This window comes from Histophilus somni (genome assembly GCF_014202395.1).
Lineage (GTDB): Bacteria > Pseudomonadota > Gammaproteobacteria > Enterobacterales > Pasteurellaceae > Histophilus > Histophilus somni.
The window spans coordinates 194,967-220,828 of the sequence record NZ_JACHGQ010000001.1 but is presented as its reverse complement, the minus strand read 5'-3'; the positions used below and the strand labels follow the sequence as shown (position 1 = coordinate 220,828).

Genomic DNA, 25,862 nt, shown 5'->3' with positions numbered 1-25,862 from the left:
ATTTTGAATAGACGTCTAAACGTCTGTGTTTTGGTATAATGCAATAAAAGTCTTTAATGATGCAATCTCATAATTTTCACGTTTTGTATGAAAAAAATTAATAAAAGAGCGGTGTAATTTAGGTAAGATTAATAGAAAAAAGTAATGAGCATGAAGAGGTTGTTATTGATGCGTTTTTTTATGGGCTTGGTTTAGCCTCTTCAACAGGTGCAGATAGAACATCCCAAATAGATGGCTTTGGCTCTTCGGGAATGTCATTACAAAAAAACTGATCGTTATTTATCCAAACAGGAAGCTTTTTAGGACTTGAGCAATTCCAGTTTCCATAAGAGTCTATACCAATCCATTCAATTTTAGTTGGTGTTTGTGGATTTAACATTTTTATTTCAGCACGAGATAAATAATCTTGATAGATTTTTAATGCACCACTCGCACCGGTTAATTTTGTTGTTACATTATCATCTCGCCCTAACCATACAGTAACAACATTCTCACCATCAATACCAACATACCAAGTATCTCTTGATTCATTTGTTGTACCTGTTTTTCCGGCAAGTTTAAGTGAAGCATATTGATTTTGTAAGCTACGAGCTGTCCCTCGTTCAACGACTTGTTGCATAGCAAATAAGGTTTGGAAAGCTGCTTCTTGGGGAACGACTTGTTGTGGCATTATTGAACGTTGGTAAATCAGATTCCCCTGCTTGTCTGTAATACTGTCAAGAGTTGACAACGGAATATGTTTTCCTTCATTGGCAATAGTTTGGAATAATTCTGTAACCTCATAAGGGGAAATAGAGTAACTACCTAACAAAGTTGAAGGCACGTTAGGTATTTTTACATTATCCCAACCCATTGCCATTTGCATTTCAATTACTTTGTTTAAGCCTACTTTCATACCAATATTAACTGTTGGAATATTGAGCGAGCGAACAAGTGCATCTATTAGCATGACGGAACCACTGTATTTTCTATCGTAGTTACGAGGCTGCCATGGCTGAGTTCCTTTGATACGAATTGTAATAGGCTGATTTTGAATAAGCGTATTAAGGCGAAATTGCTCAGGATCAGATAACGCAGCTAAGTAAATTGACGGTTTAACTAAAGAACCAATTTGGCGACGAGCGTGTAAAGCACGGTTAAATCCCGCATAGTTTGTCTGTAAACCGCCAACAATGGCTTTTACTTCACCCATTTTATAATCAGCAATAATCATCGCACTTTCTAAATGTGGATTTTTATATTTTCGCTGTAATTCTGAAACTGCTTTTATCACGGATTTTTCTGCATGTTCTTGTTGTTTCGGATCCAAAGTAGAGAAAATTCTTGCACCGGATAAAGAGGAAAGTTTGTTTTCGCCCAGTTTACTTCTTAATTCTTGCTGTAGAGTTTGAATAAATGCCGGATACTTGCGGTTGATTTGTCCTCTTTTTTGTACGCCGAGAGGACGTTTACTGAGTAAGTCATAGAGTTCATTGCTAATCATTTTATGATTGAGCATTAATTTTAATACAACATTACGGCGTTCTAAGGCCTTTTGAGGGTTACGCCAAGGATTGTATAGTGAAGGACCTTTTACCATGCCAACCAACAAGGCAATCTGATCCAAACTGATTTCCCGAACAGGTAGCCCAAAATAAAAATGGCTTGCCAATTCAAATCCATGAATTTGTGTGCTGCCATTTTGTCCCAAATAAATTTCATTAAGATAGGTTTCTAATATGCGATTTTTATCGTAACGAAAATCTAAAATCAAAGCCATTAATGCTTCATTCATTTTACGGCTTAATGTGCGTTCGTTGCTTAAAAATAAATTTTTAACCAGTTGTTGTGTCAGTGTACTTCCGCCTTGTACATTATGTCCTGCTTTGATGTTGGTAATTAAAGCACGAATAATGCCAAGTAAACTTATTCCATCATGTTCATAAAAATGGCGATCTTCGGTTAAAAGTAAAGTATCGATCAATAATCTTGGATAATGTTGTAGCGGAATAGCTAGACGTTCTTCTTTATCCGATTGCAACATTGCAATAAGTTTTGGAGCAAGGCGAAACTCATTGATAGTTTTTACATTAATCAGGTCTTCAATAATAGAAAGTTTGCTATCTTTATCAAAACGTAGGCGAAAAAGTCGTTGTGCTTCAGGTTGATTTGGGAAAGGGAAGGCTCTGCGTAAAATAACCAAAGTATTATTTTCAATTTTAAAATCACCGGGCGTGGCAAGCATGGTCGTTTGGCGATATTCATTTTCTAACAGTGCTTGTTTGATTTGTTCCAGATTCAGTTGATCAGATAAACGTATGTTTTCAATACGGCTATAAACCTCGGCGGGTAACTGCCAAATTTGACCATCCATTTTATTGCGGATTTTTCCGTCTAAATAAATACCGTAAAATGCAATTCCACATAATAGAGTAAAACCAAGTTTTGCACTAAAAATAAAAAATCGTTGTTTTTTATTTTTCTTTTTTGGTTGAGTTGTATTTCGTTTTTGTTTCGCAGCCATTTTTATTTAGTTTAAGCAATAAAAGAGAGATAGGATTTTAGAAAATATTCAAAATCTTCTAAGCCACAAAAAGCAATACTTTCTTCATCATAATAATGGAAATCAGCTTCCAGTTCATCGTGTTCTTCAATTGCTAAATTATTGGCTTTAATCATAACTTCATCTGAATGAATAAAAACAGAAAATTCGTTTCCAATGAGACTAAACTCCTTTTCATTGCGTGATTGTTTTGCTTGTTGCAGATAATTAAGTGCGGTAGGAACCAAGTCAGAATTTAACCGCACTTCTATATTGAACCAATTAGCTATTGCCTCATGTTCCATAGAAAAATTAACTGTTACTTGATCAGCGTTGTGAGTAAATTGATAGTCCATTATTTAGATGCTAAAAGATGAGCCACAACCGCAAGTTGTTGATGCATTTGGATTGTTCACAATAAATCTTGAGCCTTCTAAACCTTCAGTATAGTCCACAGTACCACCAACTAGGTATTGTAAACTCATTGGATCTACAACCAATTTAACGCCTGAATTTTCAACGATTAAATCGCCGTCATTGGTTTTTTCATCGAAAGTAAAGCCATATTGGAAACCACTACACCCCCCACCGGTAATATAAACACGTAATTTTAATTCTGTATTTTCTTCTTCTGAAATTAAGGTTTTGACTTTATTCGCCGCCGCATCAGTAAATGTTAAAGGAACTGCAAGATCTGCCATAATATTTTCCGGTCATGTTGCTCAGTAATAAAAATTGATGGGTTATTATCTAATAACCAACTAAACCATTCAAGATTTATAAAAAATTTAATGTTATAATATGCGACAAATTTTTATGTTTAGAGAAGATATTATGGCGATTCCATTAAGAACAGAACAAGAAATTATAAAGTTACGTACAGCCTGTAAATTGGCGGCCGATGTATTGGTTATGATTGAACCTTATGTTAAGGCAGGCATTACAACCGGTGAGTTAGATCGTATTTGTCATGAATATATTGTGAACGAACAAAAGGCGATTCCCGCCTGTTTAGGCTATTACGGCTTTCCGAAAGCAACTTGTATTTCATTGAATGAAGTTGTTTGTCATGGTATTCCGACTGAAGGCAAAAAGTTAAAAAATGGTGATATTGTAAACATTGATGTTACGGTGATTAAAGACGGCTACTACGGCGATAACTCAAAAATGTATATTGTCGGTGAAACCAATATCCGCAGTAAAAAATTAGTTGAGGCGGCACAAGAGGCATTATATGTTGGTTTACGAGTGGTGAAGCCGGGGGTTCGTTTAAATGAAATTGGTAGAGCAGTGCAAAAATATACCGAGAGTCAAGGTTTCAGTGTGGTGCGTGAGTATTGTGGACATGGCATCGGTACCGAATTTCATTGTGATCCTCAAGTGTTACATTATTATGCTGATGATGGTGGTGTTATTTTACGGGAGGGTATGGTTTTTACTATTGAACCTATGATTAATGCGGGCAAAAAAGAAGTGCGTTTGATGGGGGACGGTTGGACAGTAAAAACCAAAGATCGTAGCCATTCTGCCCAATATGAGCATCAACTTGTTGTAACGAAAGATGGTTGTGAAGTGATGACGATTCGTGAGGAAGAAGAAAAAGTCGGACGAATTAGTAGAATAATGGTTAATATATAGTATCAATTCAACGTGCAATCTTTTCAAGGTTGCATTTCTTTTATTTCAGGACATGCTATGTTTTCTTATCTTCCAATTCCAAACCCAACGATAGCAACAATAAAAGCACAAAAAGAACAGCTTAAACAGTTTGAGTTGACATATTTTCAGCGATTTTCTGTTGATCAGCTTATTCATAATCGTTCAGTATTTTGTGATCAATTATTAATTCATTTATGGCAATTTTTTCAATTTGAGCAAAATCATTTAGCCCTTATTGCTGTAGGCGGTTATGGACGGGAAGAACTTTTTCCTTTATCGGATCTTGATGTTTTGTTGTTAGTTGAAGATGAACCTACTATCGAGCTGGAGGAAAAAATTGCACATTTTTTTCGGTTTCTATGGGATTGTGGATTTGAGGTTGGGCATTCAGTACGCACTTTAGCCCAATGTGAACAAAGTGGACGAGAAGACATCACCATTGCGACCAACTTATTAGAAAGCCGATATTTATGTGGGCAACAAGATTTATTCGAAAAATTAACCGCACTTTTGCAACAAAAAAATTTTTGGCGAAATGAGGATTTTTTTAATGCTAAAGTTGCAGAAAAAGTTACACGCTATCAGCGTTACCATAATACCGGTTATAACCTTGAACCTGATTTAAAGTATAGTCCAGGAGGATTGCGTGATTTACATCTTATTTATTGGTTGGCTTTAAAGCATATAGGTGCTAAAAATTTAGAAGATATTTTGCACGCTGGTTTTATTTATCCACAAGAATATTCTTTATTAAAGCAAAGTCAGCAATTTTTATTTCAAGTGCGGTTTGCTTTACATTTAATTTTAAAACGTTATGACAATCGCCTGTTATTTGATCGTCAGCTTAAAGTTTGTGAATTATTAGGTTTTGTTGGTGAGGGCAATCAAAAGGTTGAGAAAATGATGAAAGTCTTTTTTCAAGCTTCACAATCTATTTCTGTATTAAGTGATATTTTGGTTAAACATTACCAAGAGCATTTTTTAGCCGGTTCACAAATTATTGAGCAACAAGTTTTAGATTCCGATTTTTATCTTATCAATAATGCAATTTGTGTAAAAAATCCTGATATATTTATTCAAATGCCGGATAAAATATTGATGCTATTTTACTATTTGACACAACACTCTCATGTTGAAATTCATTCTGCAACATTACGCAAGTTGTATATTGTTACTCAACAATTTACTGGGAATTTATCTGATTTTCCTCTTGCAAGAGAACGTTTTTTACGTTTATTTTCACAACCTAATTCTATTTCTCGTGCTTTGTTACCGATGCATAAATACGGTGTATTGAACATTTATTTACCACAATGGAAAGGGATTAACGGATTGATGCAGTTTGATTTATTTCATTCTTATACTGTTGATGAACATACTTTGCGAGTGATGTTAAAATTAGAAGAGTTTTTAGCGGAAGAGGCGAAAAAAAATTATCCGATCTGCCACACCATTTTCTCATCATTAACTGACCGCACTTTATTATATCTTGCCGCTTTATTTCATGATATTGCAAAAGGCAGAGGAGGGGATCATGCTGAATTAGGTGCAGTTGATATGCGTATTTTTGCACAACAACATGGCTTTGATAGTCGAGAAAGTGAAACTATGGCATGGCTTGTACAGCGACATTTGCTTATGTCTGTTACTGCACAGCGTCGAGATATTCATGATCCTGAGGTTATTCTCAATTTTGCTGAAGAAGTACAAAATAAAGTGCGGTTAGATTATTTAACTTGTTTGACTGTGGCTGATATTTGTGCAACGAATGAAACTTTATGGAATAGTTGGAAAAGATCCTTATTTACGACTTTATACCAATACAGCCTAGATCAGTTTCAACAAGGAATAGATATTTTATTAAATCATCAAGAAAAAGCTGAAGAAAACCGCAAACAAGCGTGTATTTTATTACAACAAAAGTATGGATTTTTATCTGAAGCTCAAATTGAGCAGCACTGGCAAGATTTTCCTTGTGAGTATTTTTGGCGTAATAGCCCGAAGCAAATTGCTTGGCATTCTGAGTTGTTACTTGATAATAATCAAGATTTATTGATTAAAGTCAGTAATCGTTTTTCTTATGCAGGGACAGAAATTTTTATTTATTGCCAAGATCAAGCGAATTTATTTTATAAAGTTGCCAGCATTATTGGAGCAAAGAAATTGAGTATTCATGGAGCACAAATTATCACAGGAAAAAATGGCTATGTATTCGATAGTTTGATTGTTACCGAGTTGGATGGGGGCTTGCTGAACAATGATCGTCGCCGTCAATTGGAAGGTGCATTAATTAAAGGATTAAAAACAAACAAGATTGTTAACCCAGTTCGTATAAATAACCATAAATTACAACATTTCCATGTTAAAACAGAAGTCAGATTTTTAAATGTTCATAAGCAAGAACAAACTGAAATGGAGCTTTGTGCTTTAGATAGAGCAGGTTTATTAGCAGAAATTAGTCAAATATTTGTACAATTGGAGTTGAACTTATTAAATGCAAAAATTTCTACAATTGGTGAAAAAGTAGAGGATTTTTTCATTTTAACCAATAAGAAAAATGTAGCTTTAACGGAACAAGAAAGGTTACGTTTACAAGATCGTATTGAAAGTAATTTTAGCTAAAGATAAATGTCTACATTGCATAGATTTTTTATGCTAAAATCCGCAACCGATTTATTTTATTGCTGAATAGGAAAAAGAATGAAGGTTTTAGAAGGTATAGTTACAGCACCTAATGCCAAAATTGCTGTTGTTATTGCACGGTTTAATAGTTTTATTAATGAAAGTTTATTAGAGGGAGCATTGGACGCTCTAAAACGTATTGGTCAAGTTAAAGATGAAAATATTACTTTAGTTCGTGTACCAGGAGCTTATGAATTGCCTTTAATTGCTCGTCGTTTAGCCGATAGTAAAAAATATGATGCCATTGTAGCGTTGGGTACTGTTATTCGTGGCGGTACAGCACATTTTGAATATGTAGCAGGTGAAGCAAGCAGTGGTTTAGGGCAGGTTGCAATGCAAGCGGAAATTCCGGTTGCATTTGGAGTATTGACTACAGAAAATATTGAACAAGCCATTGAACGAGCGGGAACTAAAGCAGGTAATAAAGGTGCGGAAGCTGCATTAGTTGCATTAGAGATGGTGAATTTATTAGCTCAAATTGACAAGGCATAGTAGATAAAATGACAGAAAAAGTAAAAAAACTATCCCCACGTCGTCGAGCAAGGGAATGTGCGGTACAGACTTTGTATTCTTGGGCTATTTCAAAAAATGCACCTGAAGAAATAGAATTAAATTTCATTGTGGATCAAGATAATGAAATGAAGGGCGTAGATATGCCATATTTCAGAAAATTGTTTCGTCAAACAGTTGACCATGTTGAAATTGTTGATAGCATAATGGCACCTTATTTAGATCGTAATAATTTTGAGTTAGATCCTATTGAATGTGCAATTTTGCGTTTAGCTGTTTATGAATTGAAATTTGAGTTAGATGTGCCTTATAAAGTGGTAATCAATGAAGCTATTGAAGTCGCTAAAGTATTCGGTGCAGAAGAAAGCCATAAATATATTAATGGTGTTTTAGATAAAATTGCACCTGCACTTTCTCGTAAATAGATAGGTTTATCATAATGAGCAATGGCGAATTTGATATTATTCAACGCTATTTCATCGGATCAAAACGTCCACAACGTAAAGATGTGATTGTTTCTATCGGTGATGATTGTGCTATTACTGAACATTATCAAAATCAGCGAATTGCTATTACGACTGATACGATGGTAGAAAATGTCCATTTTCTGTCTTCTATTAATCCTTCGGATCTAGCATATAAAGCTGTTGCAACAAATTTAAGCGATCTTGCTGCTATGGGGGCGACTCCCGCATGGTTTTCTCTTGCAATCACTTTACCTTATGTTGATGAAAAATGGCTCAATGAATTTAGTCAAAGTTTATTTGATGTATTGGATCATTATAATGTGTCGCTTATTGGTGGAGATACAACAAAAGGTCCCGTATATACAATAACTATTACTGCACAAGGCATTGTACCTAAAGGGAAAGCACTTTGTCGCCACAGTGCACAAGATGGTGACTGGATCTATGTTTCCGGCACATTAGGAGACAGTGCGGCAGGATTGGAATTACTATTAAAAAATACAGGGGAAACTTATAGTAAAAGTCATCAAAGTGCGGTTGATTCTGCACAAGAATATTTAATTCAACGCCATTTACGTCCAACCCCCAGAGTTTTGCTTGGTTTGGAACTAGCTAGTGCTGAGTTGGCAAATGCTGCGATTGATATTTCTGATGGATTTATTGCAGATTTAGGACATATTTTACAGCGTAGTCAATGCGGTGCAGTGATCGATTTAGATAAATTACCTTTATCTGAGCAATTAATCAAAACTGTTGGTATAGAGCGAGCGGAGCAATTTGCTTTAACTGGCGGAGAAGATTATGAGTTGTGCTTTACAGTTCCTGATCGCAATCTTGAAAAGTTAGAGCGAGCTTTAACCCATATTGGTGTGAATTATAGCTGTGTTGGACAAATTCGTAATAAAAAACGTATCAGTTTTCAACGCAGCGGTAAAACCGTTGAGATTGGTTCATTACTCGGCTTTGATCATTTTAAATAAGATTTCATTATGACAAATAATCCTTTATCTCGTATTTCTTTAACCAATCCTATTCATTTTTTTGCACTTGGCTTAGGTTCAGGGCTTATTCATCCTGCTCCCGGAACTTGGGGTACCCTTGCCGGATTAATTGTTGGTTGTTTGCTATTACAGATAATGTCGGTGTTTTCTTTTGCAATTTTCACTGCACTTTGTTTTTTATTAGGATGCTATTTGTGTCAACAAACAGCGGATGATATGGGAGTACATGATCATGGCTCAATTGTGTGGGATGAGTTCGTCGGTATTTTTACCGTGTTACTCGCTATTCCTGAATTATCATTGATATGGTGTAGTATTGCTTTCGTTGTATTCCGTATTTTTGATATTTTAAAGCCTTATCCTATTCGTTATTTTGATCACAGGTTAGAAAGTGGCTTCGGTATTATGTTAGATGATGTTTTAGCTGCTATTTATACGGTCATAAGCATTTCTATCTTAAATTATCTTGTATAGAGGCGATTGATTATGCTGAATTTATTATTGGTTAATTTATTCGGGTTACTTACCCCGGGACCTGATTTTTTTTACATAAGTCGTTTAGCAGCTAGTCATTCTAAGAGAAATGCCATTTGTGCTGCGTTTGGTATTAGCTTGGGTTGTTTAGTTTGGTCAACTTCAGCAATTCTTGGACTGGCTGTTTTATTGACATCTTACCCAAGTTTGCAAGGCATTATTATGATGTTAGGTGGCGGATATTTGGCTTACCTTGGTGTATTAATGGTGAAAAGTCATAACAATATTGTCTTTGATAATCGTGAACAAGCAGAAAATTTAAGAAACAGTATGGGTAAAGAAATCTTAAAAGGATTACTGATTAATTTATCTAATGCAAAGGCTATTATCTTCTTTAGTAGCGTGATGTCTTTTGTATTGGTTGATTTAACTGAAACATGGCAGATTATTACCGCACTTATTTTATTAACTCTTGAAGTATTTTTGTATTTTTCTTTTATTGCACTTATTTTTTCTCGTAAAACCGTAAAAAAATTTTATAGCCAATATAGCCATTATATTGATAACTTTGCAGGGATCTTTTTTCTTTGTTTTGGCGGTTATTTAATTTATAGTGGTCTTTTCTTAGGATTTGGCAATTGATAAATATAGAGAGGGATAAAATGACGTTAAAAATTGGTATTGTTGGTTCGGGTGGTCGTATGGGGCGTCAACTGATACAGGCAGTATATCATACTGAAGGTGTAGAACTTGGTGCGGCATTTGAGCGTGTTGGTTCATCTTTAGTTGGAACTGATGCGGGAGAACTGGCTGGAATAGGTAGGATTGGTATTAAAGTAACCGATAATTTAACTCAAGAAAAAGGTAACTTTGACATATTAATTGATTTTACTCGACCGGAAGGTACCATTCAGCATTTAGCATTTTGTGTAGAACATCATAAAAATATAGTTATCGGTACAACAGGGTTTGATGATCAATCCAAACAAGCTATTCAACAAGCGGCACAGAATATTGCGATTGTTTTTGCCTCTAATTATAGTGTGGGCGTTAATTTAGTTTTTAAACTGTTAGAGAAAGCGGCTAAGGTCATGGGCGATTATTGCGATATTGAGATTATTGAAGCTCATCATCGTCATAAAGTAGATGCACCTTCCGGTACTGCACTATCTATGGGGGAACATATTGCCAAAACGTTAGGCAGAGATTTAAAAACGCATGGCGTGTTTTCTCGGGAAGGTATTACAGGTGAACGTAAGCCGGATGAAATTGGGTTCTCAACAATTCGTGCGGCGGATGTTGTTGGTGAGCATACAGTATGGTTTGCGGATATCGGTGAACGAGTAGAAATATCTCATAAAGCCTCCAGTCGAATGACTTTTGCTAATGGTGCTGTAAGGGCTGCAAAATGGCTTTCTACTAAGCAAGAGGGGCTTTTTGATATGACAGATGTACTGGATTTAAATAATCTGTAAGTGCGGTTAGATTTGGTTCTTGAAAATTGCACATCTTTGATCTTTCAGTATTCGTCATTTAAGATGTTGATGGAATAAAATCAATGCCAAAATTTTAGCCAATCCGAAAAATGGGTATAATGCCCACTGATATTATATATTTTAGGAATAGTAGTATGAAATTTATTTCATTTAATATTAATGGGTTAAGAGCAAGACCTCATCAACTTGACAGGATTGTAGAGAAATATCAGCCTGATGTTATTGGGTTACAGGAAATTAAAGTGTCTGATGAAGACTTTCCCTATCATCTTGTTGAACATTTAGGTTACCATATTTATCATCATGGGCAAAAAGGGCATTATGGTGTTGCTTTGTTATTGAAACAAGAACCTAAGGTAATTCGTAGAGGCTTTTCTACTGACGATGAAAATGCACAAAAGCGTATAATTATGGCGGATTTAGAAACAGATTTTGGGTTGCTAACAGTAATTAATGGTTATTTTCCGCAAGGTGAAAACCGCCTGCATGAAACAAAGTTCCCAGCCAAAGAAAAATTTTATGCGGATCTGCAACATTATGTAGAGCAAGAGCATGACAGAAATAATCCAATTTTAATTATGGGAGATATGAATATCAGCCCGACAGATTTAGATATTGGTATTGGTGAAGAAAATCGAAAACGTTGGTTGCGTACAGGAAAATGCTCATTTTTACCGGAAGAAAGAGAATGGATAAATCGTCTATATAATTATGGGCTGATTGATACATTTCGTCATAAAAATCCGACAATCAATGATCAATTTTCATGGTTTGATTACCGCTCAAAAGGCTTTGATGATAATAGAGGGTTACGAATTGATCATATTTTAGTGAATCAATTATTATTAGAACGTTGCGTTGATGCCGGTATAGCTTTTGATATTAGAGCGATGGAAAAACCATCTGATCATGCTCCGATTTGGGCGGAATTTAAGTGAGGAACATAGAATGGGAATTGAACAAGAATGGCAAAATTATCGATCTAAAATTAATGATAAATTAGCCGTATTTTCAGTTAATTTAAAACTTCTTGAACAATTTCCAGTCGTAAATCATATATGTGAAATTGTTGTCCATTTTGAAGTCCCTTATATTTCAGATGCACAAGGCTTACCGCAAATAGAAAGTTACGCCGGTTTGCAACAAGATTTGCTCAAAATATCCAGTTTAATTTCTGCCCAACCTAATGTTTATTACGCAGGCAATATTCTTTGTAATGGCAATGCTACATTGTATTTCTATTGTAATGATGCTTTAGATATTACAGATGTATTATCTGATAATTTTCCAAACGCTGTAAATATTGAGAAACAATTCGATTCAACGTGGGATCTATATTTTGATTTTTTGATGGCATCTCAGGCAGATTTGAAAGTAAATGCAGCAGAAGAATTATTGGCAACTTTAATTGAAAAGGGAGAAGATATCTCGAAAAGTTATCAAATTGAGCATACTTTTTACTTTTACAAAGAAAATGATCTTTACTTATTTTTGGAGAATATTGCTACTTCTGACATATCATTTTTATCGCTAAAACATTCTTCTAAGCAAATAAGTGTGAATGGATATAATGTATATATTGCTAAAATAGAGCAAGAATTGTATTTAAATGATACCAGTATTTATCAATATATAAGAAATTTTGAAGAACTTGCTTTGCAACATTCAGGTGAATATATTGGTTGGGAGAGCGAAGATATTGGTATAAATAAAAATCAACTAAATTAATTTTTAAATTTAAAAAACCTTACAACAGAATAAGATGTAAGGTTTTTAATCGGATTAAAGCACCTTGACAATACTTTCACATAAATAACGAATATTATTTTCAGTTACACCGGCTAAATTAATACGTCCTGAACGCACAGCATAAATGGCAAATTCTTCTTTTAAGCGATCCACCTGTTCTGCATTTAGACCACTAAAAGAGAACATACCATTTTGTTCAATAATGAAGCTAAAGTCTTGCTTGGCACCATATTCTTTTAATAATTCAACGAATTGATAACGCATATGTTTAATGCGATTACGCATTTCGGTTAATTCGGATTCCCATTGTTGACGCAATAGGTTATCACCTAAAATGATAGAAACAGCTGTAGCACCATGAGAAGCTGGGTTAGAGTAGAGAGTACGAATAATTGATTTCACTTGTGTTAATGCTATTGCTGAAATTTCTTCTGTTTCTGCTACTAAAGTAAACGCACCAACACGTTCATTGTATAAACCAAAGTTTTTGGAATAAGAACTTGCGACTAATAATTCTTTATGATTTTCTGCAAAAGTTCGCAAACCAACAGCATCTTCTTCTAACCCGTTAGCAAGACCTTGATAAGCAAAATCAAAGAGCGGTAACCAACCATTTTTTTCTGACATTTCTGCTAGTATTTTCCATTGCTCAGGGGTTGGATCAATACCCGTTGGGTTATGACAACAACCATGTAATAACACCACATCGCCTTCACTGGCATTGCTTAAGTCAGCAATTAAATTATCCCAATCTAAAGCTTTTTTCTCTGCATCGTAGTAACGATATTCACGGATTGTCATACCTACAGCGTTGAAAATAGCATTATGGTTTGGCCAAGTTGGTGAACTAATCCAAACGTTTTGAGATGTGGTTTGACGTTTGATAAATTCGGCAGCAATGCGTAACGCACCGGTTCCTCCTAAACTTTGTACTGTTTTAGCACGTCCTTGTTTAATAATTTTAGAATTTGTACCAAATAATAATTCTTTAGTGTATGAATTAAATTCTGCAATACCATCAATAGTTAAATAGTTTTTAGTGGTTTCTAATTCAAATAGACGATTTTCAGCTTCTTTAACAGCTTTCATAATGGGGGTGTTACCATTAGCATCTTTATAGACCCCAATACCCAAGTTAATTTTATTGGCACGTGTTTCAGATTTAAAAGCCTCACCTAAACCTAAAATTGGATCAGCGGGTGCAGCATTAATATTCTCGAACATAGTAGTATCCTCAATAAATAGTTGTGTTTGAATAGATTTCTTTATACTGGTAAAAACTTATCTTTGCAACCCTTTAGCTAAGTTAAATTTAATTATTTAATTTTAACTTTATAAAATATATTAAAAATTATTTGCTAGATTAAATTATTTCAATTTTTCCAATGCCCAATCTAAACCAAATTGATAATCTTGCGGTAGTATGTAGCGTAATTTTTGTAAATTATCTATTAAAATAGATGGAGTTGGATGAGATAAATTAAGATGCCCAACTTTACGACCTTCTCGTACTTCTTTTCCATACCAATGTAATTGTGAAAATGGCAAATTTAACCATTGTGGATTATGTTCAGTGCCAATTAAATTCACCATAACCGACGGCATAGCTACTTGTAAATCAGGCGTAGGTAAATCTAATAACGCACGAAGATGTAATTCAAATTGGCTAATCGAACAACCTAATTGCGTCCAATGTCCGCTATTATGTACTCTTGGTGCCAATTCATTGACTAATAATTGATCTTGCACAACAAAACATTCCATTGCCATTACGCCAACATAATCTAATTTATCCATAATTTTAGCCAACATTATTTCGGCTTGTTTTTGTTGTTGTGACTGTTGTGGAAAATTTAAATTCATGACACTGTAACGTAAAATACCATTCTGTTGCAGATTATGCGTAACAGGATAAAAACGAGTTTTGCCATTTTTAAACCTTGCACCAACCAAAGAAATTTCATAATCAAAAGGAATAAATTTTTCGGCAATAACTTCGCCAAAAAGCTCATTGCCGATTACATCTTGATTGTTTTTATCTACAATCCATTGTCCTCGTCCGTCGTAACCTCCCATGCGACGTTTTACAACAACTTTTTCACCAATTTCTGTAAAAATAGTGAAAAAATCCTCCGCACTTTGTACCAACCTCCAAGGGGAAGTAGGAATATTTAGTGCGTTAAGCAAGGTTTTTTGTGTAAAACGATCTGCTGTAGTGGCAAAAATTTTTTGATTAATAAATTTATCGTGATTAGCCAACATTTCTGTAAGGGGTGTTTTTTCCCAACGCTCAATTTCTGCTGTAATAATACTGTCAGCAGGCAAATCAAAAACAGGTGCATCAAAAGCAAGAGGTTGGACATTAATATCTAAAGGTGCACCCGCATAACGCAACATTCTGCCCAATTGCCCATTACCTAAAACATACACTGTAGGATATAAAGTGCGGTTTACCATTAAATGATCCTTATACTTAATTAAGATATTGTAAATTTTTATTTACTCTGATTTTACTTGATGAGGTTTTAGTAGTAACTCATCTTCGTTCAATTTAAATAATTTTGCTATTGTATCACGATAGGATATTTCTAAAGTTTCTCGGCTGGTTGCCGTTACACCTTGATCAATTAAGAAACCGTCGTTAACATCATAAATCCAGCCATGCAAAGAAAGTTTTTTTCCACTTTTCCAAGCTGATTTAACAATAGATGAGCTGCCTAAGTTATACACTTGTTCCGCAACATTAATTCTTGTCAACATATCAGCGCGTTTTTCAGGAGATAACTTACCCAATAAATGACCATGTTTAAACCAAATATCACGAATATGTAACAACCAGTTATTAATCAATCCCAGATCTTGATCCACCATAGCTGCTTTAATCCCACCGCAGTTGGTATGCCCACAAATAATAATATGCTCAATATTTAGCACATCAACAGCATATTGCACCACAGATAAACAATTTAAATCAGTATGAATAACTTGATTTGCTACATTCCTATGCACAAATAATTCACCGGGTTTTAAATTTGTCAAATTTTCAGCAGGAACACGACTATCGGAACAACCAATCCATAAATAGCTAGGTGTTTGATTTTCTGCTAACGCTTTAAAATACTCAGCATTTTCTTCTTTCATCCTATTTGCCCAACTAAAATTATTGGCAAATAACTGTTCAATTTTTTTCATTTTTTTACCGCTCCTAAAGATGCACAGTATAGCCTAGAATAGAAAAACGGTAAAATAAAAAGCCCTGTAAGATAACAGGGCGGCGAAATTTAGGTAGGATTGAATATCATCACAACAATGTCGCTTGTTTCATTTTTTGCACGAATTCTGCCAATTCGGAGAGGCATTTTTCTTGATCTGTGAGATTTCGTTCAATAATTTGCACTATAGCTGAACCTGAAATTGCACCGGCAACGCCTGATTTTAACGCATCTTTAACTTGTTGTGGTTGAGCTATACCAAAACCTTGTAAAATCGGAGCTGAGCCATATTTTTTTAAGCCTTTGATGAGATTAGCTAGATTTTTCGCACTTTGTTGATTTTCAGCACTTGTTACGCCAGATCGAGAAACTAAATAAATGTAGCCTTTGCTTTTTTCCGCCACTGCTTTAAGGGTTGTTTCATCTGCATTGGGTGGACAGATAAAAACCGGTTGAATGTCATATTTTTGAGCGGATTGAATATACGGTTCAGAAGCAAGCAGAGGAATATCAGCCACCAATACCGCATCAACTCCGACTTCAGCACAGCGTTGATAAAATCCATCTAAAGTTTGAGCATAAATTAAGTTGGCACAAAGGAGTAGACTGATCGGAATATCGGGATATTTGGACCGCACTTTGGCAATTAGTTGAAAACTTTCTTTTGTACTGCAGCCTGCGTTTAAAGCACGATGATTAGCAGCTTGAATAACCGAACCGTCAAGTAAAGGATCGGAGAAAGGAAACCCAAGTTCTAAAGCATCTGCACCGTTATCCACTAAGGTACAAATAATTTCAAAAGAGCGGTCGAAATTTGGATCGCATAAAGTAACAAAAGGAACAAAAGCACCTTGTTTTTGCTTTTGTAGTTGTAAAAATTTTTGTTCAAAATATCCCATCAGATAATTCCTTTCTCGGTTAAAATTTTATCTACAGTAAAAATATCTTTATCGCCTCGACCTGATAAATTTACTACAAGTAATTGTTCTTTTTCCGGATTTTGTACAATGATTTTTAAAGCATAAGCCAAAGCATGTGAGCTTTCTAAAGCAGGAATAATACCTTCATGTTTGGCTAGGGCTTGAAATGCCTCAATTGCTTCATCGTCAGTAATACTTTCATATTGAGCTCGCCCAATAGTATGTAAATAGGCGTGTTCAGGACCAACGGATGGAAAGTCTAAGCCGGCGGAAATAGAATAAGATTCCTCAATTTGTCCGTCTTGAGTTTGCATAATCGGGGATTTCATACCAAAGTAAATGCCAATGGAGCCATGACGAAGTGGTGCTCCATGCTTTCCTGTATGAATACCGTTGCCGGCAGGTTCAATTCCAATAAGTTGTACTGATTTTTCTGCAATAAACTCAGCAAACATACCAATTGCGTTTGAACCTCCACCTACTGCGGCAATAACAGCATCAGGTAAGCGATTTTCCTTAGCTAAAATTTGACGTTTAGTCTCTTCACCAATCATTTTTTGAAATTCTCGCACAATAGTCGGGAATGGGTGCGGTCCTGCTGCTGTACCTAATAAATAATGGGTTGTCTCATAATTAGCTGACCAATCACGCATAGCCTCACAACAAGCATCTTTTAATGAGCAAGAACCTTTTTCAACAGGAATAACTTCGGCACCCATTAAACGCATACGAAATACATTCGGCGATTGACGTTCAACATCTTTTGCTCCCATGTAAACTCGGCAAGGCATATCCAACATGGCACAAGCTAAAGCTGTGGCTACACCGTGTTGCCCCGCACCGGTTTCCGCAATAATACGTGTTTTTCCCATACGTTTTGCTAGCAAAATTTGCCCTAATACTTGATTGGTTTTATGTGCCCCGCCGTGAAGTAAATCTTCACGTTTTAAATACAATTTTGTTTTTGTACCTTTAGTGAGGTTGCGACATAAAGTTAACGCTGTTGGACGACCCGCATAATTTTTAAGCAAATCTTGAAATTCTTGCTGAAACACAGGATCGTGCTGTGCTTCAACAAAAGCCTTTTCTAATTGTTTTAGTACCGGTACCAGAATTTCCGGTACATACATTCCACCAAATTCGCCAAAATAGGGATTTAAAATTGTACCCGTCATATTTTTTCCTTATTGATTTTGGATTTTGTCAAAAACTGTTTGTAATTTTATTTGATCTTTTATGCCGTTGGCACATTCAACACCTGAATTTAAATCAATCCCTAGACAATGTTGTTGCAATGCTTGTTCAATATTTTGAATATTTATTCCACCGGCAAGCATGACTTTGTATTTAATGGAGGGAGGAATATAATTCCAGTTAAAAGTTTGTCCTGTACCACCTTGTCGATTATCTGCCTTACTATCAAAAACATAACGATCTACATAAGGAATTTCTTCAAAATCTACCGCACTTTTCCCTTGTTCATATTGCTCGGTAACGTCAATCGTAACAGCTTTCCAAATTTGACATTGTGTAGGTAGAACTTGGCGAAGTGCGGTAATAAATTCAGCATTTTCATCACCATGTAACTGCACGGCGAACAATTGTAATTGTGTAGCGATGTTATGGATAAACGCAATAGACTGATTTTGGAAAACGCCAACAAAAAGCAAAGGTGCTTGCTTAACCAATTTCTGTGCTTGACATAGGGAGAGTTTACGAGGAGAACTTTCAGCAAAAATCAATCCGCCGTATAAAGCACCTTGAGCATAGCTTGCTTTGACATCTTGTCCACGTGTTAAACCACAAACTTTGTGTTCACCCAAAAGTACCGAACGTACGGCATTGTTAAGATCTTTACCACTAGTTAAACTGCTACCGATTAAAAAGCCATGTACATAAGGTTTTAATTGTTGTACTTGTTGATGAGAAGAAATACCTGACTCGCTGATCACAATGCGATCTGCCGGAATTTGTCTTGCCAAAGGAGGCGTGCGGTTAAGATCTACGGAGAGATCGTGTAAATTTCGATTATTAATTCCAATTACTTTTGCACCCAGTTTTATGGCTCGATCTAATTCCTTTTGGTTGGATGTCTCAGTTAAAACGCCCATTCCAAGGTTATGTGCAAGATCAGATAAAGTGCGGTAAGTTTCATCATCAAGTATCGACAACATCAATAAAATTCCATCAGCTTGATAATAACGTGCTAAATACACTTGATATTTACTCAGTATAAAATCCTTACAAAGAACAGGTTGAGTAGCCTTCTTACGTACTAAGGGCAAGTAGTTAAAATCTCCTTGGAAATATTTTTCATCTGTTAAAACAGAAATGACCGAAGCATAATTTTTATAGACATTTGCAATTTCTACTATATTAAAATCAGAACGAATTAAACCTTTCGAAGGTGATGCTTTTTTGCACTCTAAAATGAAAGCGGGGCGTTGATGTGAGCCTTGGCTTAACACTTGATAAAAAGAGCGGTCGGAATTTTTAATTTCTTGCTGAAAATGAGCAAGAGGAAATGCAGCTTGTTTTTCTGCGATCCATCGTTTTTTATCTTGTACAATTTTTTGCAAAATAGAGGGGATATTGGGTTGCATGATAATTCCTATTTATTGATACAGTTTTAATTGGTTTAATGTTTCAAATGCTTTACCGTTTGCCATAATATTTAAGGCTTTTTCTGCATTGGCTTTAATATCATCATTGCCAAATAACTTCATTAATAAAGCAGTATTCATAGCAACAGCTTGATTATGCTCATCTTTACCTTTCCCTTGTAAAAGTGCGGTCAATATTTTGGCATTTTCTTCTGCTGTACCGCCACGTAACGTTTCTAATGGTTTAGGAGTAAAACCAAAGTCATGAGGTGTTAAACTATAATATTCAATTTTTCCATGACAAATTTCCGCAACATCGGTTTTTCCATGAATAGCAACTTCATCTAAACCGGAACCATGAATAACGATACTATGCTGATGCCCTAGTCTTAATGCACTTTCAGCATAGATTTTAAGTAAGTGCGGTGTATAAACCCCCAGTAGTTGATGTTTTGGGCGAGCGGGATTGCATAAAGGACCTAAAATATTGAAAATCGTGCGTGTTTTTAATATTTGTCGTACAGGTGCGACATGTTTAAATCCTAGATGATATTGTTGTGCCCAGAGAAAACAAAGGTTGAGATTATCTAGGGCTTGTTTGGACTTTTCAGCAGATAAGTCAATTTTTATCCCTAAAGCATTTAATACATCACTTGCACCGCTTTTGCTGGATACACTTCGATTACCATGTTTTGCCACTTTGTATCCTAATGTTGCAGCAACAATTGCCGCAGTAGTTGAAATATTGATGGTATTAGCATTATCACCTCCCGTTCCGACAATATCGGCAAAAGGGTAGTCTATGAATGGAAATGGCTTAGCGTTGGCAATAATGGCTTTTACTGCACCGCTAATTTCATCTGTTTGTTCACCACGAAATTTTAAGGCGATAAGTACGCCTGCAAGTTGTTCATTAGAAAGTTGTCCTTGAATAATATAATGAAATAACTGTTGTATTTGTTCTTGGTTTAAATGTTGTCCGTCGAAAAGTTGACTGATTAATTGTTCTGTTTGCATGTTGTTTTCCTTCTTATTTTTCGTTCTATTTTGACGTCGGTAAATCATAAATAATTATATTGTTCTCTACTTTGAGCCAATAACCATTGAATACTTTGCTCTAATAACTGTGAGCCTTGCTTCGTTAATATACTTTCAGGGTGAAATTGAAAACTGCAAATAGGCAAGGTTTTATGGCGGATAGCCATAATGATGCCCTTATATTCAGCATTAATAATAAACTCTTCCGAAATTTTTCTTCCCATTAAAGAATGATAACGAGCAACTGGCATAGGATTATCTAACCCCTGAAACATCATTTGGTTATCATGATAAATATTTGATACTTTCCCATGTGAAATTTCACCGGAGGGAACAACGTCTCCACCGAATGCTTCAATCAAAGCCTGATGCCCCAAACAAATGCCAATCATAGCTACTTTACCTTTTAGTGTTTGAATTAAAGGCAATAAAATTCCCGCCTGTGCAGGAGTACCTGGACCTGGTGAGAGGGCTAAAACAGTCTCTTTTTCTGCTAAAATAATTTGAGTTAATAACTTTAAATCGAAGTTATTGCAAAAAACTTGTACTTGATGCCCTAAACTGCGGAATTGATCTACTAGATTGTAAGTAAAGGAATCAAAGTTATCTAAAAATATAATTCTTGCCATATTGTCTCCTTTAGTCTTGAGTATTGGTTTGCAATATTGCATTAATCACAGCTTTAGCTTTGTGACGGGTTTCATCAGCCTCCATTTGTGGATCGGAATCTAAGACTTCACCACAACCTGCTTGAATATAAGCAATACCTTGTTGTACAAAAGCGGAACGTATCACAATACAGGTATCAAAATTACCATCAGAAGATAAATATCCTATTGCACCGCCATAACTATGACGCTTTTGTTTTTCAACTTGGTAAATTAATTGCATTGCTTTAATTTTCGGGGCACCAGTTAAAGTTCCCATATTCATACAAGCCTGATAAGCATGAAAGGCATCAAGCTCGGGGCGTAATTTTCCGACTACACGAGAAACAAGGTGCATAATATGAGAATAGCGATCTACTTGCATTAGCTCCTTAACCTGTCTTGTACCGCTTTCACAGACTCGAGCAATATCGTTACGAGCAAGATCAACGAGCATAAGATGTTCTGCGAGCTCTTTCTTGTCTAAACGCAATTCCAACTCCAAACGAGTATCTAATTCAGGATCGATATTACCCTGTTGATCAAAGCCACGAGAACGAGATCCAGCAATCGGATAAATTTCTACTTGGCGATTTTCAGCATTATATTTCAATGCACTTTCAGGAGAGGAACCAAATAAGATGAAATCGGTATCTTGCATAAAAAACATATAAGGACTTGGGTTATTTTTCTTTAATTGACGGTAGCTGGCCAACGTATTTGGGCATTCCAGCATAAAGCGACGAGAAGGAACAATTTGGAAAATATTTCCTGCATAAATATGCTGTTTTAATTGTTCAATAATGGCTTTAAAAGATTCGTCTTCTAAATTTACTTGTACTAAAACACTCGCTTTTGAGACAGCTAAGTGCGGTTCAATTTTCGTTAATTTTTGACAAATTTCCATCGCACTTTTTTGCACATTACCTAATTCTTGCGAATGAAAACAGAATGATTGTAGAGTAGTTTGTTGTAATTGATGATCAATCACCAATAAATTTTCTGCCAAATAAAATACATAGTCAGGACAGGTTAATCCATCATCTTCTAGGCTAATATTTTCCATTGGTATAAAATTAATTACTAAATCATAGGCAAATAATCCCCCTAGAAAAATGGGTATTTTTGATTGAGCATAAATATCTGTTAAACAACGTAAGCCATCAAAAACGGTTGTTGCCTGTAATTTGCTATCTTCATCGAGATTGGGATTAATCGGAGGGATAATAACTTCTAAATCGCTTTCAGACTTCACAAGTATTTTTGCTGTTGGCTGTAATTTTTCTCTAATAAGAGGTAAAACTGTTTTTCCATTGCTGGTTAAAGCGTTAAATATAATAGTATTACCGAAACAAGATATTTTGATTGCGGAATTTACAAACAATAGGCTTTTTAAACTATTTTTACTGGAGATTTCCGCACTTTCTAACAACAAAGTATTAGTTTTTTGTTGACAAAGTGTTGCAAAAACTGCGGTAGGATCTTTGTGATAAGGTAACTTCTGAGTTAATACTTCAATAAAGGGGGCAAACATAAAAGAATCCTTCTTTAGAATAAATTTAAAGATGAACTATTAAACTAGTGCAAATTTGTTTTGTCAATAGTGAAGTAGCATTATTTTAAAAGTAAGTATTTGAAATAAAAAAAGTGCAATTTTCTTGCGAGAAAGCATAAGCAATAAAATTGCACTTTTAAATAAATTCGTTATGATAATCGGTTCATAATTTCACTTATATAAGGAAGAAAAAATGTGGTCTGAGTTATTGATTGGTTATGGCTTGTTTATTTTAGAAATACTCACAATTTTATTAATTGTTGCAGGGATAGTGATGATGATTATGACACTGAAAGAACGTAAATCACATCAAGTCGGAGAGTTGGTTATTACAGATTTATCACGAGAATATGAAAATAACAGTAAAAAATTGCGTGATTTTTACCTGAGTGACGATGCGTTAAAACAACGTGAAAAAGAGCAGAAAAAAGCCGATAAACTTAAAGCAAAAGAAGAAAAAGCCCAACGTAAAAAAGGGGAAACGTTAGCAGAAAAAAGAAAACCACACCTTTTTGTATTGCATTTTAAAGGTGATATTTCTGCTTCAGAAACCACCGCACTTCGAGAAGAAATTAGTGCGATTATTGCGGTTGCAAAAGAAGATGACGAGGTTTTATTACGCTTAGAAAGTCCCGGTGGAGTTGTGCATGGCTATGGATTGGCTGCTTCTCAATTAGCTCGTTTAAAACAACGCAATATTAAGCTAACTGTAGCAGTGGACAAAGTTGCTGCAAGCGGGGGGTATATGATGGCTTGTGTTGCAGATAAAATTATTTCCGCTCCTTTTGCCATCATTGGATCTATTGGTGTTGTTGCTCAAATTCCCAATATTCATCGCTTATTAAAAAAACATGATATAGACGTTGATGTAATGATTGCTGGTGAATATAAACGCACAATGACCATTTTGGGTGAAAATACAGAAAAAGGAAAAGCAAAATTTCAACAAGATCTAGAAGACACTCATTTATTGTTTAAACAATTCGTTACACAAAACAGACCGCACTTGGATATTGATAAAATTGCAACAGGTGAACATTGGTTCGGCAAACAAGCATTAGCGTTACATTTAGTTGATGAAATTGCGACAAGTGATGATTTATTGTTACAAGCAATCAAAGATAAAACAGTGCTTTCGGTAAAATATATGATGAAAAAATCACTCATTCAAAAATTAGGCAAACAAGCAGAAGAAAGTGCTAATAATGTGTTGTTACGATTGCTGAAACGTGATGAGAGTACTTTGATATAAGCTTACTCAACATTGCCCAAAAAGAGATTAAAATTTGGTTTACATTTTTGTTGTTTGATATTAATATCTCAAGCAGTGCTGACGTGATTTAATGCGACAATATTTTTGTAAAGATATAAAATTAAATCGTAAGCTATTCAAAAAATTTGAAGAAATTTATATACATAAAATTAAGGTAAAATAATGAAACTATCACGTTTTGTATTATCTGCTGTTGTAGCAGCAACATTGTCGGCTTGTGGTAATTTAAGTAATGTCACCGAACAGGGTACATCAGATAACTTGAAGTGGCCTAAAATTGATCAGTCAAGATTTAATCATGATGGTAGCCAATTTGGATCGTGGCCAAACTGGGATAACCTACGTATGGTTGAACGCGGAATGAATAAAGATCAACTGTATAACCTATTGGGACGTCCGCATTTTTCGGAAGGTTTATATGGTGTTCGTGAGTGGGACTATGCTTTTAATTATCGTGAGAATGGTGAGCATAAAATTTGCCAATACAAAATTTTATTCGATAAAAATATGAATGCCCAAAATTTCTATTGGTTTCCAAATGGTTGTAACGGTTATGCATCTTTTAGTTTAAATACGGATCTCTTATTTGATTTTGATCAAGATACGTTGACCTCAAAAGGTGAAGAAGCTGTTGATAATGTTGCAATGCAATTAGAAGCATTTTCAGCCAAAGAAATTAAAATTGTTGGTTTTACTGATCGATTGGGTACAGATTCTTATAACTTGGATCTTTCTCAACGCCGAGCTGATCGTGTTAAAGAGCGTTTAATTGAAAAAGGGTTAAATATTGATATTATCGCTATTGGATATGGTAAAACGCAACAGATTAAGGCTTGCAATGATGTACCAGCCAAAGAACTAAAAGATTGCTTACGTCCAAACCGTCGTGTTGAAATTTCAGCATACGGAAACATCTCAAAAAAATATGGTAATGGTGAGCTGAAGGGGGGTACAACTGGTCCATCATTATATTACGAAAAATAATCTCTCTTGATATAGGTAAGGGCATCAAACGATGCCCTTTATTTATAGAATTATTTATCACTTTTGTGCAAAATTTGATTAATCAATTTCTGAGTGAGAGAAACATAACTTTGCTTTTTATTATAATAGCGATAGCTGAAATTGAGCAGATAATAGAGCTGATAAATAAGTTTTCTTTCTAAGTAACCTTCTTCCAGTGGATATATTTCATTATAGCGTTGATAAAAATTAGTTGGGAAAGGCTCAAAAAGTGATGAAAAAGCAATATCGCATTCTCTATCTCCCCAATAGCAAGCAGGATTGCAGACAAAAATTTTATCATCTACTTGAATACAGTTTTCAATCCATAAATTGCCATGCAGTATAGAGGGTTTGGGGTTATGTTTGCTCAAAGTATCTGCAACAATTTGCACAATGAGATCTATATTTCCAAATATCAAACCTTTTTCTTTACATACTTGCAATTGCCAGCCAATACGATTTTCGCTGAAAAATTTAGCCCAACTTGTCTGCCAATCATTTGGTTGATAAATAGGACCTAGCCAAGTATCAAAATCTAATCCATATTTATCTGGTCCTTGTATTTGATGTAGCTGTGCTATTTTTTCAGCGAATATTGTAAAAGAAGACTGTTTATTCTTTGACTTATTTAACGCTTCTAACAGTAAAAAACTATGCCCTTGTGAATTGCCAATTCCATAAACTAAAGGGACATTAATTGAATTAGTTTTAGCTAAAAGAGCTAACTGGTCTGCTTCTGCACGAAACATAGAGCGGTAGGATCTTTCGTTTATTTTAACAAAAACAGTTTGAACCTCATCATTAATCAGCCAAATTTCATTCATTTCACCTGAATATAATTTTTCTTTATGTTTAATAAAATAGTAGGCACCAAATTGTTCTGCCAGTACCTGAGAAATAGATTTCCACATAGCTCCTCCGATATGATTCAAGTTAGCCTGACTAGATGATAATCTGAATACCGGTAATATTCTGTGATAAATATCAAGTTTTAATAAATATCTTATTAAGTAGTGAATTTATGTAATTCTTATCTATTTATATCTTTAC

The 25,862-nt window shown here is 35.0% G+C and carries 25 protein-coding genes; 12 read left to right on the top strand and 13 right to left on the bottom strand.

The window, feature by feature from the left end; all coding sequences use genetic code 11:
* Positions 1-178 precede the first annotated feature (178 nt).
* Genes mrcB through erpA form a run of 3 tightly spaced genes read right to left on the bottom strand, consistent with a single transcriptional unit; the run spans position 179 to position 3,222 of the window.
* On the bottom strand, positions 179-2,503 hold the full coding sequence (gene mrcB / locus HNR69_RS00955; RefSeq protein ID WP_075293830.1) for a penicillin-binding protein 1B: 2,325 nt from the start codon (positions 2,501-2,503) through the stop codon (positions 179-181).
* An 11-nt stretch (positions 2,504-2,514) separates the two neighbouring features.
* A complete protein-coding gene (locus HNR69_RS00950; protein ID WP_075293831.1) occupies positions 2,515-2,877 on the bottom strand; it encodes a YacL family protein in 363 nt (120 codons plus the stop codon).
* Positions 2,878-2,880: 3 nt separating this feature from the next.
* Positions 2,881-3,222: an iron-sulfur cluster insertion protein ErpA gene (erpA, locus tag HNR69_RS00945; RefSeq protein ID WP_011608980.1), complete on the bottom strand. Its 342-nt coding sequence runs from the start codon at positions 3,220-3,222 to the stop codon at positions 2,881-2,883.
* Positions 3,223-3,355: 133 nt separating this feature from the next.
* On the opposite strand from erpA, the gene map reads away from it, so the two are divergent.
* The 10 genes from map to HNR69_RS00895 all read left to right on the top strand — a co-directional run bounded on the left by map (position 3,356) and on the right by HNR69_RS00895 (position 12,538).
* Positions 3,356-4,159: a type I methionyl aminopeptidase gene (gene map / locus HNR69_RS00940; protein ID WP_075293957.1), complete on the top strand. Its 804-nt coding sequence runs from the start codon at positions 3,356-3,358 to the stop codon at positions 4,157-4,159.
* A gap of 57 nt (positions 4,160-4,216) precedes the next feature.
* Entirely contained in the window at positions 4,217-6,802 is a 2,586-nt protein-coding gene (gene glnD / locus HNR69_RS00935; protein WP_075293832.1) for a bifunctional uridylyltransferase/uridylyl-removing protein GlnD, read from the top strand.
* A gap of 78 nt (positions 6,803-6,880) precedes the next feature.
* A complete protein-coding gene (gene ribH / locus HNR69_RS00930) occupies positions 6,881-7,354 on the top strand; it encodes a 6,7-dimethyl-8-ribityllumazine synthase (RefSeq protein ID WP_011608983.1) in 474 nt (157 codons plus the stop codon).
* 8 nt (positions 7,355-7,362) lie between these two features.
* Positions 7,363-7,797: a transcription antitermination factor NusB gene (gene nusB, locus HNR69_RS00925; RefSeq protein ID WP_075293833.1), complete on the top strand. Its 435-nt coding sequence runs from the start codon at positions 7,363-7,365 to the stop codon at positions 7,795-7,797.
* A gap of 14 nt (positions 7,798-7,811) precedes the next feature.
* The gene (thiL, locus tag HNR69_RS00920) at positions 7,812-8,819 is read left to right on the top strand and encodes a thiamine-phosphate kinase (RefSeq protein WP_075293834.1); all 1,008 of its coding nucleotides are present in this window, start codon (positions 7,812-7,814) and stop codon (positions 8,817-8,819) included.
* A 9-nt stretch (positions 8,820-8,828) separates the two neighbouring features.
* Entirely contained in the window at positions 8,829-9,314 is a 486-nt protein-coding gene (locus HNR69_RS00915) for a phosphatidylglycerophosphatase A family protein (protein WP_011608986.1), read from the top strand.
* Between the two features lie 12 nt (positions 9,315-9,326).
* On the top strand, positions 9,327-9,956 hold the full coding sequence (locus tag HNR69_RS00910; RefSeq protein ID WP_075293835.1) for a LysE family transporter: 630 nt from the start codon (positions 9,327-9,329) through the stop codon (positions 9,954-9,956).
* 20 nt (positions 9,957-9,976) lie between these two features.
* The gene (gene dapB / locus HNR69_RS00905; protein ID WP_075293836.1) at positions 9,977-10,789 is read left to right on the top strand and encodes a 4-hydroxy-tetrahydrodipicolinate reductase; all 813 of its coding nucleotides are present in this window, start codon (positions 9,977-9,979) and stop codon (positions 10,787-10,789) included.
* Between the two features lie 155 nt (positions 10,790-10,944).
* Entirely contained in the window at positions 10,945-11,748 is an 804-nt protein-coding gene (gene xthA, locus HNR69_RS00900; RefSeq protein ID WP_075293837.1) for an exodeoxyribonuclease III, read from the top strand.
* A gap of 10 nt (positions 11,749-11,758) precedes the next feature.
* Positions 11,759-12,538, top strand: a complete 780-nt coding sequence (locus HNR69_RS00895; RefSeq protein ID WP_041604165.1) for a TIGR01619 family protein — start codon at positions 11,759-11,761, stop codon at positions 12,536-12,538.
* A 54-nt stretch (positions 12,539-12,592) separates the two neighbouring features.
* On the opposite strand, the gene HNR69_RS00890 is transcribed toward HNR69_RS00895, so the two are convergent.
* From HNR69_RS00890 to trpE, 9 genes are all read right to left on the bottom strand, one after another.
* Positions 12,593-13,783: an amino acid aminotransferase gene (locus tag HNR69_RS00890; protein WP_075293838.1), complete on the bottom strand. Its 1,191-nt coding sequence runs from the start codon at positions 13,781-13,783 to the stop codon at positions 12,593-12,595.
* A 144-nt stretch (positions 13,784-13,927) separates the two neighbouring features.
* Positions 13,928-15,016 (bottom strand): 5-(carboxyamino)imidazole ribonucleotide synthase, encoded by a 1,089-nt coding sequence (gene purK, locus HNR69_RS00885; RefSeq protein ID WP_075321124.1) that lies wholly within the window; start codon positions 15,014-15,016, stop codon positions 13,928-13,930.
* Between the two features lie 42 nt (positions 15,017-15,058).
* A complete protein-coding gene (gene can / locus HNR69_RS00880) occupies positions 15,059-15,751 on the bottom strand; it encodes a carbonate dehydratase (RefSeq protein WP_011608993.1) in 693 nt (230 codons plus the stop codon).
* Positions 15,752-15,860: 109 nt separating this feature from the next.
* The gene (gene trpA / locus HNR69_RS00875) at positions 15,861-16,670 is read right to left on the bottom strand and encodes a tryptophan synthase subunit alpha (protein WP_075293840.1); all 810 of its coding nucleotides are present in this window, start codon (positions 16,668-16,670) and stop codon (positions 15,861-15,863) included.
* Complete coding sequence (trpB, locus tag HNR69_RS00870) at positions 16,670-17,866, bottom strand: tryptophan synthase subunit beta (protein WP_075293841.1); 1,197 nt, start codon at positions 17,864-17,866, stop codon at positions 16,670-16,672. Before trpB ends, trpA begins: the two co-directional genes overlap by 1 nt.
* A gap of 9 nt (positions 17,867-17,875) precedes the next feature.
* Positions 17,876-19,294, bottom strand: a complete 1,419-nt coding sequence (gene trpCF / locus HNR69_RS00865) for a bifunctional indole-3-glycerol-phosphate synthase TrpC/phosphoribosylanthranilate isomerase TrpF (protein ID WP_075293842.1) — start codon at positions 19,292-19,294, stop codon at positions 17,876-17,878.
* 12 nt (positions 19,295-19,306) lie between these two features.
* The gene (gene trpD / locus HNR69_RS00860; RefSeq protein ID WP_075293843.1) at positions 19,307-20,311 is read right to left on the bottom strand and encodes an anthranilate phosphoribosyltransferase; all 1,005 of its coding nucleotides are present in this window, start codon (positions 20,309-20,311) and stop codon (positions 19,307-19,309) included.
* Between the two features lie 44 nt (positions 20,312-20,355).
* Entirely contained in the window at positions 20,356-20,961 is a 606-nt protein-coding gene (locus HNR69_RS00855) for an aminodeoxychorismate/anthranilate synthase component II (RefSeq protein ID WP_012340472.1), read from the bottom strand.
* A gap of 10 nt (positions 20,962-20,971) precedes the next feature.
* On the bottom strand, positions 20,972-22,513 hold the full coding sequence (gene trpE / locus HNR69_RS00850) for an anthranilate synthase component I (RefSeq protein WP_075293844.1): 1,542 nt from the start codon (positions 22,511-22,513) through the stop codon (positions 20,972-20,974).
* A 214-nt stretch (positions 22,514-22,727) separates the two neighbouring features.
* Between trpE and sohB the strand changes: the two genes are divergently transcribed.
* Both sohB and HNR69_RS00840 read left to right on the top strand, forming a co-directional pair.
* The gene (sohB, locus tag HNR69_RS00845) at positions 22,728-23,786 is read left to right on the top strand and encodes a protease SohB (protein ID WP_075293845.1); all 1,059 of its coding nucleotides are present in this window, start codon (positions 22,728-22,730) and stop codon (positions 23,784-23,786) included.
* 183 nt (positions 23,787-23,969) lie between these two features.
* On the top strand, positions 23,970-24,791 hold the full coding sequence (locus HNR69_RS00840) for an OmpA family protein (RefSeq protein ID WP_075293846.1): 822 nt from the start codon (positions 23,970-23,972) through the stop codon (positions 24,789-24,791).
* A 50-nt stretch (positions 24,792-24,841) separates the two neighbouring features.
* Here the strand turns inward: HNR69_RS00840 and HNR69_RS00835 are convergent, their stop codons facing one another.
* On the bottom strand, positions 24,842-25,723 hold the full coding sequence (locus HNR69_RS00835; protein WP_012340475.1) for a fructosamine kinase family protein: 882 nt from the start codon (positions 25,721-25,723) through the stop codon (positions 24,842-24,844).
* Positions 25,724-25,862: the final 139 nt, after the last annotated feature.

Coding starts and splice junctions, on each gene's coding strand:
- trpB (WP_075293841.1), bottom strand. CDS start 17,866: ATGACGGGTACAATTTTAAATCCCTATTTTGGCGAATTTGGTGGAATG.
- nusB (WP_075293833.1), top strand. CDS start 7,363: ATGACAGAAAAAGTAAAAAAACTATCCCCACGTCGTCGAGCAAGGGAA.
- map (WP_075293957.1), top strand. CDS start 3,356: ATGGCGATTCCATTAAGAACAGAACAAGAAATTATAAAGTTACGTACA.
- dapB (WP_075293836.1), top strand. CDS start 9,977: ATGACGTTAAAAATTGGTATTGTTGGTTCGGGTGGTCGTATGGGGCGT.
- sohB (WP_075293845.1), top strand. CDS start 22,728: ATGTGGTCTGAGTTATTGATTGGTTATGGCTTGTTTATTTTAGAAATA.
- mrcB (WP_075293830.1), bottom strand. CDS start 2,503: ATGGCTGCGAAACAAAAACGAAATACAACTCAACCAAAAAAGAAAAAT.
- can (WP_011608993.1), bottom strand. CDS start 15,751: ATGAAAAAAATTGAACAGTTATTTGCCAATAATTTTAGTTGGGCAAAT.
- HNR69_RS00915 (WP_011608986.1), top strand. CDS start 8,829: ATGACAAATAATCCTTTATCTCGTATTTCTTTAACCAATCCTATTCAT.
- HNR69_RS00910 (WP_075293835.1), top strand. CDS start 9,327: ATGCTGAATTTATTATTGGTTAATTTATTCGGGTTACTTACCCCGGGA.
- purK (WP_075321124.1), bottom strand. CDS start 15,016: ATGGTAAACCGCACTTTATATCCTACAGTGTATGTTTTAGGTAATGGG.
- ribH (WP_011608983.1), top strand. CDS start 6,881: ATGAAGGTTTTAGAAGGTATAGTTACAGCACCTAATGCCAAAATTGCT.
- HNR69_RS00895 (WP_041604165.1), top strand. CDS start 11,759: ATGGGAATTGAACAAGAATGGCAAAATTATCGATCTAAAATTAATGAT.
- glnD (WP_075293832.1), top strand. CDS start 4,217: ATGTTTTCTTATCTTCCAATTCCAAACCCAACGATAGCAACAATAAAA.
- HNR69_RS00855 (WP_012340472.1), bottom strand. CDS start 20,961: ATGGCAAGAATTATATTTTTAGATAACTTTGATTCCTTTACTTACAAT.
- trpE (WP_075293844.1), bottom strand. CDS start 22,513: ATGTTTGCCCCCTTTATTGAAGTATTAACTCAGAAGTTACCTTATCAC.
- HNR69_RS00840 (WP_075293846.1), top strand. CDS start 23,970: ATGAAACTATCACGTTTTGTATTATCTGCTGTTGTAGCAGCAACATTG.
- erpA (WP_011608980.1), bottom strand. CDS start 3,222: ATGGCAGATCTTGCAGTTCCTTTAACATTTACTGATGCGGCGGCGAAT.
- trpCF (WP_075293842.1), bottom strand. CDS start 19,294: ATGCAACCCAATATCCCCTCTATTTTGCAAAAAATTGTACAAGATAAA.
- trpD (WP_075293843.1), bottom strand. CDS start 20,311: ATGCAAACAGAACAATTAATCAGTCAACTTTTCGACGGACAACATTTA.
- HNR69_RS00835 (WP_012340475.1), bottom strand. CDS start 25,723: ATGTGGAAATCTATTTCTCAGGTACTGGCAGAACAATTTGGTGCCTAC.
- trpA (WP_075293840.1), bottom strand. CDS start 16,670: ATGGGATATTTTGAACAAAAATTTTTACAACTACAAAAGCAAAAACAA.
- HNR69_RS00950 (WP_075293831.1), bottom strand. CDS start 2,877: ATGGACTATCAATTTACTCACAACGCTGATCAAGTAACAGTTAATTTT.
- thiL (WP_075293834.1), top strand. CDS start 7,812: ATGAGCAATGGCGAATTTGATATTATTCAACGCTATTTCATCGGATCA.
- HNR69_RS00890 (WP_075293838.1), bottom strand. CDS start 13,783: ATGTTCGAGAATATTAATGCTGCACCCGCTGATCCAATTTTAGGTTTA.
- xthA (WP_075293837.1), top strand. CDS start 10,945: ATGAAATTTATTTCATTTAATATTAATGGGTTAAGAGCAAGACCTCAT.